Raw genomic sequence first — 11,839 nt, 5'->3', positions numbered from 1 at the left:
TCGAGATGATAGGTCGTCCCGTAAAGGGATCAGGGGATCAGGTTTCCGTCCCAAGCAAGGAAACCATGTTCATCGGAGGTCGAGATGACCCAACAAACAACAGCCACCGGAGCTCGCGCCTACCTGGCTCCAGATCATGGCTACACAGCCGCACGCGAACGCATTTCCAAGCGCGGATTCGTTCCCTTTGCTGGCCCAGGCGCATCGCACTATCAGTTTCGTATTCTTGCGGTATGCGAGGGCCGTACAGTCCGGATCAAACTTCCGAAAATGGGAGAGTACGATCTGACCGTTTCCAGCGTCGATTGCACTTCCAACCGACGTGCATGGACTTTCAGGGGATCGGTATGGCGCGTGAACGGAAGCGGTCCGGAAGACGGTAATGTCGAAGGATTTATCGATTCGTCCGCACGGGCGAACGGCTTGACATTCTTGACTGGGCCCGGCAGCAAGCTGGGCAAGCTCCAAGATCAGGAAGCTCAACTCGAAGACCAATACGGTCCTTTCCCGGGCGAAGACGAGCTCCGCGAGCTCGATGCGCTACGTGCGAAGATTTTCCTCGAACAAGTCGAGCTCGGCCTTCTGTCCTGATAGACTTCCGAGTGTTAATTCGGGCGCCGACAAAATCGGCGCCCGTTTGCTTTTGTACGAAATGCTAGAATATCTCCATTATGGCGACCGAGAGCATGAGTTTCGTGATAGAGGGCGGGAAGAAGCTCTCGGGAAGCGTCGTTATAAGCCGCTCGAAAAACGGGGCCGTGGCCCTCTTGGCAGCTTCGCTTTTGAACGCGGGAACGACGCGGCTTCGCAAGGTTCCGAAGATCGAAGAAGTTCATCGGCTCGTAGAGGTGTTGCGCTCGATCGGCGTTTCGGTAGAGTGGCAGGATCGCGATATCGTCATTACCCCCCCGAGGGAACTAACGCTCGAGACGATCGACACCGAAGCTGCCGTGCGCACGAGAAGCATCCTCATGTTTATCGGTTCCCTCGTGCATCTCTTCCCTTCTTTTTCGATCCCGCAGTCAGGCGGCTGCACGCTAGGACTCCGCTCCGTCCGCCAGCATCTTTGGGTGCTCGAGAAATTCGGCATCTCAATCGAGACGCTGACCGACCGCTACCAGGTTTCGCACGAAGGGCTCTCTCCCGCGGAAGTAGTTCTATACGAAGCAAGCGACACCGCAACCATAAACGCGCTCCTCGCGGCGGCGAAGATTCCCGGCACGAGCGTCATCAAATACGCTTCCGCCAACTATCAGGTGCAGGAAGTCTGCGGGTACCTGCGGCTCCTTGGCGTCGGCGTCGAGGGCGTCGGCACCAGTACGCTTTCCGTGACCGGCATTGCGGATATCAATACGGACGCCGAGTATACGATCGCCGAAGACCCGACCGACGCGATGTTCTTCATCGCCGCCGCGGCCGTGACCAAAAGCGCGCTCACGATCCTCAAGGCCCCGATCGAGTTTCTTGAAGTCGAGCTGTTCGTGCTTCAAAAGATGGGACTCACGTTTACCGTTACTCCCGCCGGAGTTTCCGAAAACGGCATCACGAAGCTCGCGGACATCCGCCTCGAGCCTTCGGAACTCACGGCGTTTCCCGAAAAGATCCACGCCCGCCCCTATCCCGCGCTCAATATCGACAACCTTCCCTTTTTCGCGGTCATCGCGACGGTCGCCAGGGGCAAGACGCTCATCCACGACTGGTCGTACGAAAAACGCGCCATCTACTATACCGAGCTCGACCGCCTCGGCGCGGACACCATGCTCTACGACCCGCACCGCATCGCGATCACGGGTCCTTCGCGCCTTAAGGCCGCGGAGCTCGTCTGTCCGCCCGCGCTTCGCCCCGCGACCATCCTTCTCATCGCCATGCTCGCCGCTCCCGGCCGCTCGGTGCTCCGGAGCGTGTATTCGATCAACCGCGGCTATGAGGACATCGTCGCGCGCCTCGCGACGATCGGCGCGGACGTCTCGGCACTCTCGCCGGGGCCATAATTACGAATGTTCGTCATCGACGTCATCACTTTCTCCAAAAGCGCACCGGCCGGAACGCTGAGCTATCGCTCTTCGTCGAAACTTGCCCCGGGGGCGCTTGTTGAAGTGCCGCTCCGGAAGCAGCGCGTATTTGGCATCGTTATCCGAAGCCGGAGCGTGAAGGAAGCGCGCGCCGAACTTCGGAGCGCTTCCTATATGCTCCGGGCGGGAGACGCCAAGCGCGTCGGCTCCCTCCCCTCCGCGCTCATGCGCGCGGCGGAAGAAACGGCCCGGTATCATGCGGTGCCGCTTGGTGCCGCGCTCACGGCCCTGCTTCCCGGGGTACTCCCCGAAGAAGGGTTCGGGAAGCTTGCGGCCGGTCCCGGGTTCGAAGAGTTCTTCGCGGAATCTCCGGAAAAGGACCGTATGCGCGAATATGCTGACCGCGCGGGCAAAGCCCGTGCCGCAGGGAACGCCCTCCTTCTTATCGTCCCCGCCATCGTCGAAGCGGAGCGCTTCGCGCGGAACTTCCGCGAATCCGGTATCCCGACAGTACTGCTGACCTCAAGGCTGCGTGATAAAAAGAGGGCGGCCGCCCTCGCTGCCGCGATCGCGGCGGAAGGCGTCGTGGTTGTAACGCCGGGCTTTGCGTATGCGCCGGTCCGCAATCTTGCGGGAATCGTCCTCGAGCGCGACAGCGCCCCGGGCTATAGTTCCCCGAAGCGCCCGTATCTCGATCTCCGGATAGCCGCGCGCGCGCTTTCCCGCGCACGCGAAGTCCCGCTTATCCTTGGCGACTATCCGCTCCGCCTTGAGCGGCGCCCGTCGCCGTCGAGAGCGCTTTCGAAAGATCCGCCGGGTTCCGTGACGGTTCTCGACGTGCGCAAGAAACCGACCGGCAAAAAAACAGCCTTTACCGCGGTACCGGAAGCAGTGCGTGCGGAGGTGCGGAGTGTGCTTGCCGCAGGCGGCCGTGCCGCGGTGTTCGCGGTCAGGAAAGGATACGCGCCCGCGGTTATCTGCCGCGACTGCGGCAAGGCGGTGCTTGACGGGCGCGGCCGCGCGCTTTCGCTTGTCGGTACCGCCGCCGGGAAACCCGTGCTGCGCTCCGCCGACGGCGAAACGCTCCGGGACGCGAAAGCGCTCTGCGACGCATGCGGGAGCTGGAACCTCCTGCCGCTTGGCATAGGGGTCGAGCGGGTTGCGCTTGAGCTTGAGCGCGATTTCCCCACGGCAACTATCGTGCGCTTTGATGCGGAGAGTGTGAAGACTCCGGCGGAAGCGCGACGCGCCATGGAAAAGATCAAAGAGCCCGGCAGCATCCTCGCCGCGACCGAATCGGTCGTACCGTGGCTGGCCGAAGTTCCTCCGTTTGAATATGCGGCTATCGCATCCGCTGACAGTCTTTTGGCTCTTCCGTTCTGGAGGGCGCGGGAGCGGCTTCTCCATTTCGGCCTCTCGCTCCGCCAGCATGCAAAGCATCTCGCCGTTGCCACCCGCCTTCCAGGCGACAGCGTGTTTGGCGCGATAACCGGTCCTTCGAGCGCCGCTTTTTTCGAGGAAGAAACGGCGCTTCGCAAGACGCTTTCCTATCCGCCGTATGTGACGCTCGTTACCTTCTCCCATGAAGGCTCGAAGGAACGCGTTGCCGCTTGTGCTCTCCTTGTGAAGGAGGTGCTTGCGCCGCTTCTGCCAACCGAGCTTCCGCCGCGCCTTGCGGCAAAGGGCCGCTACGCCGCTACGAGCGTCCTCAAGCTTCCGCGGGGTGCGTGGCCCGATGCGGCTCTCTCCGGACGCCTCGCCGCGCTGCCTCTTGCTGTGCGCATCCGCATTGACCCCGAATCGCTTTGGTGAAATGATTTAGTCCGGTAGGGGGGTCCCTGCCCCGGGCGCCCACGTCGCCGAAGATCCCATCGGCACATATAGGCGCGCGCCCTTTTCTCCCGAACGTCCGGCACCACGTCGGCGTTATTTTTTTGCTATAGTCCCCGTATGCGAAAGATCGTACAGAAAGACGACCCCGTGCTCCGGCAGGTGAGCAAGCCCGTACCCGGCGACATGTTCGGCGGGAAGGAGCTGTCTAAGCTCATCGCCGACATGGAGAAGGTGCTTGACGCGGAACCGGACGGCGTGGCGCTTGCGGCGCCTCAAGTCGGCGTTTCGCTCAGGCTCTTCATCGTCCGCTACGACCGTACGCTCCCGCCCCTTCCCGAAGGCGCCCCGCCCCGCCCCGCCGATGTCGGCGTCTATGCGAACCCGGGCTTCGTCAAAAGCTCCCGCCGCAGGGAGCTCGTCGATGAAGGATGCCTTTCGGTTCGCGGCATGTACGGCCGCGCGCTCCGGCACGAGCGGGCGACCGTGCGGGCACAAGATGCGGGTGGTACATCGTTTGAGCGGGGCGGGGGCGGACTGCTCGCGCAGATTTTCGAGCATGAGATCGAGCATCTTGACGGGACGTTGTTTATCGACCACGCGGAGGACCTTATCGAAGTGAAGCGCGAGGAGGAGGAAACCCATGGCAAACAGCTCTAAATTCGCATACTTCGGAACGCCTTATGTCGCCCGCGATACGCTCGCGTTCCTGTGCGAGCAGGGTTTCGTTCCTGCCGTCGTCATTACGGGACCGGACGCACCGCGCGGCCGGGGCCTTGTGCTCACCCCCCCGGAAACGAAGACCTGGGCTCTTGAGCGCGGCATCCCCGTGCTCACTCCCCCAAAGATCGACCCTGCCGCGATCGAAGCGATCGAGAACTACGGTTGCGAGTACGGGATCGTCGTCGCGTACGGCAAGATACTTCCGCAGGCGCTCATCGATATCTTTCCGAAAGGGCTCATAAACGTGCACTATTCCCTGCTCCCGAAATACCGCGGCGCTTCCCCGGTCGAATCCGCGCTTCTTGCGGGTGAGGCCGTAACCGGCGTCGCGCTCCAGAAGCTCGCGCTTGAACTTGACGCGGGAGATATCCTTGCGATGGAGGAAGTAGCGGTCGCCTCTGATGAAACGACCAAGGAGCTTCGCCCGCGGTTGATAAAGGCCGGTGCCAGGCTTCTTGCCGGTACGCTTCCCCGGTACCTTGCGGGCGAACTCATAGGCACACCCCAGGATCATACTCTGGCGACCCGGGCGCGAAAGATTCCGAAAACCGAAGGCGAACTCGACCTTGGCGCCCCGATGGAAACGAACTGGAGGAAGTATCGCGCATTCGCCGAGTCTCCGGGCACGTACTTTTTCACGAAGAAAGACGGCATGCGAATGCGCATAAAAATAACGAAGGCATCCTTCAAGGACGGCGCGTTCGCCGTCGAGCGCGTCATACCCGAGGGCAAACGTGAGATGGCGTACGGGGATTTTCTGAAGGGTCTGGGGTAACCGGTCGCTCCGGCATCCGCGTTTTGCTATACTGCCCGCATATCAGGCATTAATACCGATCACTATGCGCGAAGAACCGATACTCGAGGGCACCCCCGTTCCAAGCGTCGTTTTTAAGACCCGCGTGCACGACGAAGCCGTCGGCGGAGAGAATCCCTTCCGCTGGCAGGACGTGACAAGCGACGACATTTTCAAGGGCAGGCGCGTTGTCGTCTTCGGGCTTCCGGGCGCCTTCACTCCCACCTGCTCCTCCACCCACGCTCCGGGATTCGAGGCGAAATACGACGAGTTCAAGGCGCTTGGCATCGACGAGGTGTATTGCCTGTCGGTGAACGACGCGTTCGTCATGAAGCAGTGGGCGGACAAGCTCGGCATTACGAAAGTGAAAATGCTTCCCGACGGAAACGCCGAATTCACGCGCGCCGTCGGCATGCTCGTGAAGAAGGAAAACCTGGGCTTTGGCGAGCGGAGCTGGCGGTACTCCATGTACGTGGAGGCCGGCATCGTACAGAAGATCTTCGCCGAGCCGGGCAGGGTCGATAACTGTAAGGACGATCCGTTTACGGTCTCCGACGCGGATACCATGCTCGCGTACCTCAGGGGAGCGAAATAGCGGAGGCAAAGAAGAAAACCCCCGCGCCCATGGGCGCGGGGTTTTCTTTTGATCCGTTCTATGCGGCCCCCGGGTAGTGCTTCCGGAGATACCCGATAATGTCGTCCGACTCATACATCGAGACCTCCCGGTCGGTGTCGACAAGGTACGGCGTCTGCTTCTTGCCGCCAAGCGCCAGAAGCTCTTCGGTAACGCCCTCGTCCGCGATATTCTTTTCGTCAAACGAAATGCCAAGCTCTTGCGCGGCCGCGTGCACCTTCGCGCAGTACGGGCACCCGGTTTTTACGTAGAGGATCATCGCGCGTTAGCCCTGCGGAAGGACATCCCTTCGTACCGCTACGTGCTGCGCGCCGTACACCGAGATATAGAGAAGCCCGGCGATGAGTCCCAGGTGCGAGACGAACTGGCCCATGATCATCGGGTTCGAAAAGTCCCGGTAGAAGACGAGGGCGAGGATAAGGGTGAAGATCGCGAGGAGAAACCCGGCGGTGCGCGCGTGCCAGCCGATGATGAGCGCGACACCGAGCACGACCTCGAGGATAAACGCCAGGAAGACCGCGGGGGTGGCAAACGGTACGCCCGCGGCGGCCGTCATCGCCGCCTCGCCCGCGAACCCGCTCGTCATCGGGATTTTGAACGCGGCTCCCATAAGAAAGAGTCCGCCGAAAATAACCCGGGCGACTACCGGCACCCATGCCTCATACGCCCGGCTGCAGTGTGGAAGGTTCATATCGTTTGAATGTGGTTATTCCTTGAGTTTACACCACCCCAGGATTATGCAAAGGAAAAAAGAAGAACCCCGCGCAAAGTCGGGCATGGAGCCCTTCCTTACGCGAGGTTGTTGCAGCCGGTATGTTGTTTTGTGTGCAGGACCGGGATCCGCCGGATGATGCTTCGCTTCGCGTGGCCGTCCTTCAGCTCGGTCCATTCCCGCCGCAGCCCGAGCTTGACCGGACTGATCTTGAGGAGCGTCGGGATCGTGAGGCTGTGGAGGGCGTGGTATACCCTTGAAGGACGGGGTCTTTGGAGGATGCTGTCGTTTGTCCAGGTGCGAAGATGCGCCCGGCGGAAATCAGTGCGTTTTACGCGCGCACCGCATTCTTCAAACGCTCCCCATACCGCCGCGTCGACCGGGTCTTCTCCCAGGTCCCGGGGATCTTCCGGTTTCCCCCAGCGCGCGGTCTCGCTGTAGGTGCAGCCCCGTACCGTAGTATCGGGTACCCATACGCCGCCCTTGAGATACAGGCACGCGACTTGGATATACCGGTACTTCCGGCTTTGCGCAAGCACGAGCGAGCTGCGCCTCAGGCAGACGATTTTTCCGTCCTGAGAAAGGATAAATCTCACTTCGTGCCTCTCGTTCTCTCCCTGCAAGTCGTCGTATGTTTTGAGGCTTTTGGCATTGAACGTGTCCCGGTCTACTCCTCGTGCAAGGAGTAGCGCCGTCACGTCCATAAACGTAATGTCCATGACGGGCTCCTTACGTAAGGGCGAAGCCCCAGTCCCGGGCGTAACAATACTATCCTTTTTTACTTTTGCAACCTTGATTGTCTTATCCTAATTCAGGGATTACCCGCTTCAAATCCTCAAGGCCCGCGGGCTTCACCAGGTATTCGTTGAATCCGGCCTCCCTGCCCCGGCGGCGGTCTTCGCTTTCGCCGTAGCCGATAAGGGCGATAAGCTTGCCGACGAAGCCCCCGGACCGGAGTTTCTTCCCGATCGCATAGCCGTCTTCGCCCGGAAGCCCGATATCAAGGAGGATGGCCCGCGGGGGAAGGCTTGCGACTTTCTCAAGCGCCTGCTTTCCGTCATAGGCATAGTCGACGGCCGCGCCGCGCATCTCGAGCACTTTCCCGATACCCCACGCGGCAGCGTCGTTATCGTCAACGACGAGCACGCGTATGTCCCGCTTGGACGGCGCGTCCTTTTGCGGTGCCTCTGAAGCAAGCGCCTGGTCAAGGGGAAGGCGCACGACGAACGTGCTTCCTTTTCCGCGCCCGTCGCTTCGTGCGGCCACGCTGCCGCCATGCATCTCGGCGAGGCTGCGCACGAGCGCGAGGCCGATGCCAAGGCCCATGCGGCTCCGCACGCCCTGGTTCGCCTGGTGGAAGGGCGTGAAGATCGCCTCAAGCTCGTGCTTCTCGATGCCGATCCCGTCGTCGACCACGCGTATTTCCGCCTCGTTATTGAGAAGCGACAGGGTTATCGAAATGGTGCCTCCGCTCCTTGAGTATTTGGACGCGTTCGTAAAGAGGTTCGAGAAGATCTGCTCGAGGCGGACCGGATCTCCCTCGATGCTGAGCCGTTCCGCCGGAAGGGCTATGGTGAGCGTCTGGTGCCGCTCGTCGAAATAATGCGCGGTCGAAAGGGTCGCCCTGCGGATGATCGCGCCAAGGTCGACCCGCTCCTTCTTCACGCTCATCTTTCCTTCCGAGATGCGCGAGACGTCGAGCAAGTCGTCGAGCAGCCGCCGGATGGTCGCCATCCTTCCGTCCATCATGGAAAGGGTTTCCTGTTCGTCGCTGCCCTTGCTCGTGAGCTTGAGGAGATCGATGCCGCTCTGGATCGGAGCGAGCGGATTGCGGAGTTCGTGCGCGAGCACGGCGATGAAGTCGTTCTTCGCCCTCGATTCCGACGAGACGCGGGCGACGACGTTCTCAAGCGTCGCGACCTGCGAGCGCGTCAGGTTCGAGTGGAGGCGGCGTTCTTCCTCAAGCGCCGCTATGACGAGAAAGACGCCCGAGAGGGCCGTGAGGAAGAGTTCGGTCGTAAGGAGGGTCGTGCCCGAAGTGCCAGCGAACGTGCCCGAAAGCGCGAATACCGCAACGAAGAGAAGCGCCAGGCTCACGAACCGCGGCCGCATGCGAAGCGCGAGCCACGAGAGTGGTATGAGAAGGAAATACGCGAGCGGTACGCCGCCAGCGGTATCGAAACCGAAGAGGAACGCCGCCGCCGATATGCCGACGAGGAGCAGGAGCGCAGCGACAGTTTCGATCATTTCCCGCCACGGCCGGCTGAAGCGGGGCTTCGCGAGCCACCTGAGCACGAAGGGCGTGATGAGCGCGAGCGAACACGCGGTACCGGCGTACGAAAGCGCCCAGGACGCAAGCGGCGAGACTATCCAGTACCCGTGGTGGGTAAAGGCGGGCAGCGCGAGGAGCCCTTCGACCGAGGGGACGATGCAGGAAACGAGCGCGATCGTGGCGAAAAGCCAGAGGACGTCCCGCTTGCTCCTGAAGAGCGGATCGATCTCCGCTTTCTGGAGAAGCGCCGCGGCAAGGAGTGCCTCAAGCGCGAATGCGGCGGGGAGGAAAAGAAGGGTCAGGGCGGGCCAGCCCTGCAGTACTCCTGCCGCAAACGCCGCGATATAGATGATCGGCCACAAAGCCCCTCCTTCGAAGAACAGGATGCTGATCGCGATTCCCGATACCGGAGAAAGCGCGCCGGGGCCGGAGGTCGTGGGATCCAGAAACAGGAGCGCCGCCGCATACGAGAGAAAAAGCGCGGCTGCCGCCCACCACCGCTTTCCGTACAGTATGGCGAAGTCGTTTCTCATGCAGCTCTTATAGCCCCATCAGAGCGAACCCGCAACAACGCGAAGCAATCGTTCGTGGAGTTCCCGGTTCCCCGCCGAAACGGTACCGCCGATATTCATGTCGTAGCGCTGCTCTTTTCCTTGCAGATCGGTGACGATACCGCCCGCCTCCTCGACGATTATCTTCGCCGCCGCCGAGTCCCAGGGGCGTCCCGGAAGCGGGAAGATGGCCGCGTCGATCTGCCCGCTCGCGACGAGCATCTGCGCGTACGTGGTCGATCCGTATGAAAGGAAACGCGCTTTTTCTTTCGTGAGCGTTTCGATGAAATTCATGTCCTTGAATTCGCGCAAGCCGTCCGCTTCTATGAAGCTTCCGGCGAGTTCAGTGTGGGAAGCGGTCCTGATCGGTTCGTCGTTAAGGTACGCGCCGCCTCCTTTTGTTGCCCGATAGAGCCGCTTCTGGTGCGGATCATAGACGACGCCGAGGATCGGCTTCCCGTCTTTCGCGAGCGCGATCGAAAACACGTTTACCGGCACCCCGCGCAGGAAGTTCTGCGTGCCGTCCACGGGATCGAATATCCAGGAGAACTCGCTTCCGGTAATTCGGCTTCCTTCTTCTCCGATCAGGCTGTGCTCCGGGTACGCCTCGCCGATGCGCTTCAGGACCAGGTCGTTTATCTCGCGATCGGCTCGGGTAAGGGGGCTGCGGTCGGCCTTGAACGTATGCGCGACACTGAGGCCGAAATGCCTCAGCATCACGGCCCCCGCCTCATGCGCGACGTTCTTCGCGAGCTGCTCGAATTCCGGCATGATGATTAAGTATTATAAAACCTTGCTTCCCTACCCTAGCAGGCGCTTCATGAAGGATACATGTAGGAGGCGGTGCAGGCTTCGCAGGCGGTTCCTGGCAAGCTGCCCCAGCGTCGCAAAAAAGATCCGCCGGTCATGAAGCGGAACGAATTTCCATCGGCCGTCTCTATTGAAGATCCACATGAGAATGCCGCGCCAGTCCCCCCGCTCGACCGACCAATTGAAATCCCTGAAGAAGTGCCGGATCTCGACTTCCGCCGCGCAAGGCTGCCCTATAAGCGTATTTGAACCGGACAAGTAGTTGCGTATGGCAAGTGAGAAGTCGACGCCGCCGAGGCGCGCGAGGGAGAACCAGGCGTGCGGGCGCAGGTCGGCTTCGATGAGGTAGTACGTTCCCGTCCTTCCCTCCTGCATGAACGTGAAATTACAAAAGCCGTCGATCCCGATCTCTTCCCCTATGCGCCGCAGTTCGGGTTCGATGGTTTCATCCGGCGCGTACGAACGCACCGAAGAAATGCTGAATTCGTCCGTCACCGTTCGCACGACCTTCGAGCGGGCATAGGCGAGCAGCGTTCCTTTTCGGTACAGCGCGTCGACGCCGATGTTGTCTCCTTCGATGTATTTCTGGAATACGAGATTCTTTCTCTGATCGGGAGCGAGGAGGCGGAGTGTTTCCGCGAGCTTGGATTCATCGATACAGCGGAATACGCCGCTCCCGCCGCCGCTCCGGTCGACCTTAAGAAGGAGCGGATACCCGACCGTTGCCGTGAGGGCGGACAGATCGTCTCCCTCGTTATATATCGCGAACGGAGGAGTTCGGAGTTGGTATTTCTCGCAGAGAAGCGAAAGTGCGGCTTTCGAGCCGATCACATTCCTGTTCGCAAGCTTTGCAACGGGCAATATCTTGAGTGCCGCCGAATCGTCGCCGATCCTGTCGTTCATGATCCTCAGCACCGGGTCGTCCGTAAGGATAATCCAGTCGTACGAGGCGTTCTCAACTCGGGCTATAAGGCCCTTTGCATATTCGGCAGGGTCGCTCGCTGCCTCGTGCCACCTGTCCCATGAGCGGTTCTTTAAAAGCCAGGAACCTTTTCTGCAATACACATCGACCTCGCAGCCCGCCTTCTTGAACAGGTAGGGTATCTCTGCCGAGATATCGGCGTTTTTATAGTCGGCGATGAGAACGCGGAGCATATCTTCCGGATGATATCGTGCTTTCTGTATATGCAATAAAAAGCAAAAGGCCGCCCGGGGTTACCGGACGGCCTTGTCTTGCACTGAGCGCGAAGTGTTTAGGAACCGCGCACCTTTTCGGTCATGGATACCACGCCGCCTGCCGGAACGTGGGTGCGCTGATCGGCCGGCTCGCCGTCGACCATGATCTGCTGGGTCGGGTCGTACTTGATGCCCGCCTTCTCCAGAACCGCACTGACGGGTGCGCCGGTCGCTTCGATTTCGACGGACTGTTCCGAGGCATCTCCCCCGGCGGGAGTGACCTTGACGGTCACGGTGGTGTTTGCCATGAGAATATCTCCTTCTCG

Annotated in this window: 13 protein-coding genes; 6 read left to right on the top strand and 7 right to left on the bottom strand. The window is 60.7% G+C overall.

Annotated elements, in window-relative coordinates:
- Window positions 1–84 precede the first annotated feature (84 nt).
- The 6 genes from WDN10_01120 to WDN10_01095 all read left to right on the top strand — a co-directional run bounded on the left by WDN10_01120 (window position 85) and on the right by WDN10_01095 (window position 5,953).
- Window positions 85–591: a hypothetical protein gene (locus WDN10_01120; GenBank protein ID MEJ0053316.1), complete on the top strand. Its 507-nt coding sequence runs from the start codon at window positions 85–87 to the stop codon at window positions 589–591.
- Between the two features lie 80 nt (window positions 592–671).
- Window positions 672–1,991 (top strand): UDP-N-acetylglucosamine 1-carboxyvinyltransferase, encoded by a 1,320-nt coding sequence (locus WDN10_01115; protein ID MEJ0053315.1) that lies wholly within the window; start codon window positions 672–674, stop codon window positions 1,989–1,991.
- Between the two features lie 6 nt (window positions 1,992–1,997).
- On the top strand, window positions 1,998–3,824 hold the full coding sequence (locus tag WDN10_01110) for a hypothetical protein (GenBank protein MEJ0053314.1): 1,827 nt from the start codon (window positions 1,998–2,000) through the stop codon (window positions 3,822–3,824).
- A gap of 138 nt (window positions 3,825–3,962) precedes the next feature.
- On the top strand, window positions 3,963–4,502 hold the full coding sequence (locus WDN10_01105; GenBank protein MEJ0053313.1) for a peptide deformylase: 540 nt from the start codon (window positions 3,963–3,965) through the stop codon (window positions 4,500–4,502).
- The gene (locus WDN10_01100; GenBank protein ID MEJ0053312.1) at window positions 4,486–5,340 is read left to right on the top strand and encodes a methionyl-tRNA formyltransferase; all 855 of its coding nucleotides are present in this window, start codon (window positions 4,486–4,488) and stop codon (window positions 5,338–5,340) included. Before WDN10_01105 ends, WDN10_01100 begins: the two co-directional genes overlap by 17 nt.
- 64 nt (window positions 5,341–5,404) lie before the next feature.
- Window positions 5,405–5,953 carry a peroxiredoxin gene (locus WDN10_01095; protein MEJ0053311.1) on the top strand — a complete coding sequence of 183 codons (549 nt, stop codon included), beginning with the start codon at window positions 5,405–5,407 and terminating at the stop codon, window positions 5,951–5,953.
- A 58-nt stretch (window positions 5,954–6,011) separates the two neighbouring features.
- Here WDN10_01095 and WDN10_01090 read toward each other — a convergent pair whose 3' ends face one another.
- The 7 genes from WDN10_01090 to WDN10_01060 form a co-directional block, all read right to left on the bottom strand.
- Complete coding sequence (locus WDN10_01090; protein MEJ0053310.1) at window positions 6,012–6,251, bottom strand: glutathione S-transferase N-terminal domain-containing protein; 240 nt, start codon at window positions 6,249–6,251, stop codon at window positions 6,012–6,014.
- 6 nt (window positions 6,252–6,257) lie between these two features.
- Window positions 6,258–6,683 (bottom strand): DoxX family protein, encoded by a 426-nt coding sequence (locus WDN10_01085; protein ID MEJ0053309.1) that lies wholly within the window; start codon window positions 6,681–6,683, stop codon window positions 6,258–6,260.
- Window positions 6,684–6,781: 98 nt separating this feature from the next.
- Window positions 6,782–7,423 (bottom strand): hypothetical protein, encoded by a 642-nt coding sequence (locus WDN10_01080; protein ID MEJ0053308.1) that lies wholly within the window; start codon window positions 7,421–7,423, stop codon window positions 6,782–6,784.
- 82 nt (window positions 7,424–7,505) lie between these two features.
- Window positions 7,506–9,509: an ATP-binding protein gene (locus WDN10_01075; protein MEJ0053307.1), complete on the bottom strand. Its 2,004-nt coding sequence runs from the start codon at window positions 9,507–9,509 to the stop codon at window positions 7,506–7,508.
- A gap of 18 nt (window positions 9,510–9,527) precedes the next feature.
- The gene (locus tag WDN10_01070; GenBank protein MEJ0053306.1) at window positions 9,528–10,298 is read right to left on the bottom strand and encodes an inositol monophosphatase; all 771 of its coding nucleotides are present in this window, start codon (window positions 10,296–10,298) and stop codon (window positions 9,528–9,530) included.
- Window positions 10,299–10,328: 30 nt separating this feature from the next.
- On the bottom strand, window positions 10,329–11,492 hold the full coding sequence (locus WDN10_01065; GenBank protein ID MEJ0053305.1) for a hypothetical protein: 1,164 nt from the start codon (window positions 11,490–11,492) through the stop codon (window positions 10,329–10,331).
- A gap of 98 nt (window positions 11,493–11,590) precedes the next feature.
- Window positions 11,591–11,821, bottom strand: a complete 231-nt coding sequence (locus WDN10_01060; protein ID MEJ0053304.1) for a hypothetical protein — start codon at window positions 11,819–11,821, stop codon at window positions 11,591–11,593.
- Between the last annotated feature and the right edge of the window lie 18 nt (window positions 11,822–11,839).

The sequence above is a fragment of the bacterium genome, assembly GCA_037200965.1.
In the GTDB taxonomy this organism is placed as follows: Bacteria; Patescibacteriota; Minisyncoccia; order Phycocordibacterales; family Phycocordibacteraceae; genus C7867-001.
The sequence above is the reverse complement of the archived record's forward strand: the minus strand, read 5'-3'. Positions and strand labels throughout refer to the sequence as shown.

Bases quoted from the DNA above. Each gene is read 5' to 3' on its own strand.
- WDN10_01120 (MEJ0053316.1), top strand. From the start codon at position 85: ATGACCCAACAAACAACAGCCACCGGAGCTCGCGCCTACCTGGCTCCA.
- WDN10_01080 (MEJ0053308.1), bottom strand. From the start codon at position 7,423: ATGGACATTACGTTTATGGACGTGACGGCGCTACTCCTTGCACGAGGA.
- WDN10_01065 (MEJ0053305.1), bottom strand. From the start codon at position 11,492: ATGCTCCGCGTTCTCATCGCCGACTATAAAAACGCCGATATCTCGGCA.
- WDN10_01110 (MEJ0053314.1), top strand. From the start codon at position 1,998: ATGTTCGTCATCGACGTCATCACTTTCTCCAAAAGCGCACCGGCCGGA.
- WDN10_01075 (MEJ0053307.1), bottom strand. From the start codon at position 9,509: ATGAGAAACGACTTCGCCATACTGTACGGAAAGCGGTGGTGGGCGGCA.
- WDN10_01115 (MEJ0053315.1), top strand. From the start codon at position 672: ATGGCGACCGAGAGCATGAGTTTCGTGATAGAGGGCGGGAAGAAGCTC.
- WDN10_01105 (MEJ0053313.1), top strand. From the start codon at position 3,963: ATGCGAAAGATCGTACAGAAAGACGACCCCGTGCTCCGGCAGGTGAGC.
- WDN10_01085 (MEJ0053309.1), bottom strand. From the start codon at position 6,683: ATGAACCTTCCACACTGCAGCCGGGCGTATGAGGCATGGGTGCCGGTA.
- WDN10_01095 (MEJ0053311.1), top strand. From the start codon at position 5,405: ATGCGCGAAGAACCGATACTCGAGGGCACCCCCGTTCCAAGCGTCGTT.
- WDN10_01060 (MEJ0053304.1), bottom strand. From the start codon at position 11,821: ATGGCAAACACCACCGTGACCGTCAAGGTCACTCCCGCCGGGGGAGAT.
- WDN10_01100 (MEJ0053312.1), top strand. From the start codon at position 4,486: ATGGCAAACAGCTCTAAATTCGCATACTTCGGAACGCCTTATGTCGCC.
- WDN10_01090 (MEJ0053310.1), bottom strand. From the start codon at position 6,251: ATGATCCTCTACGTAAAAACCGGGTGCCCGTACTGCGCGAAGGTGCAC.
- WDN10_01070 (MEJ0053306.1), bottom strand. From the start codon at position 10,298: ATGCCGGAATTCGAGCAGCTCGCGAAGAACGTCGCGCATGAGGCGGGG.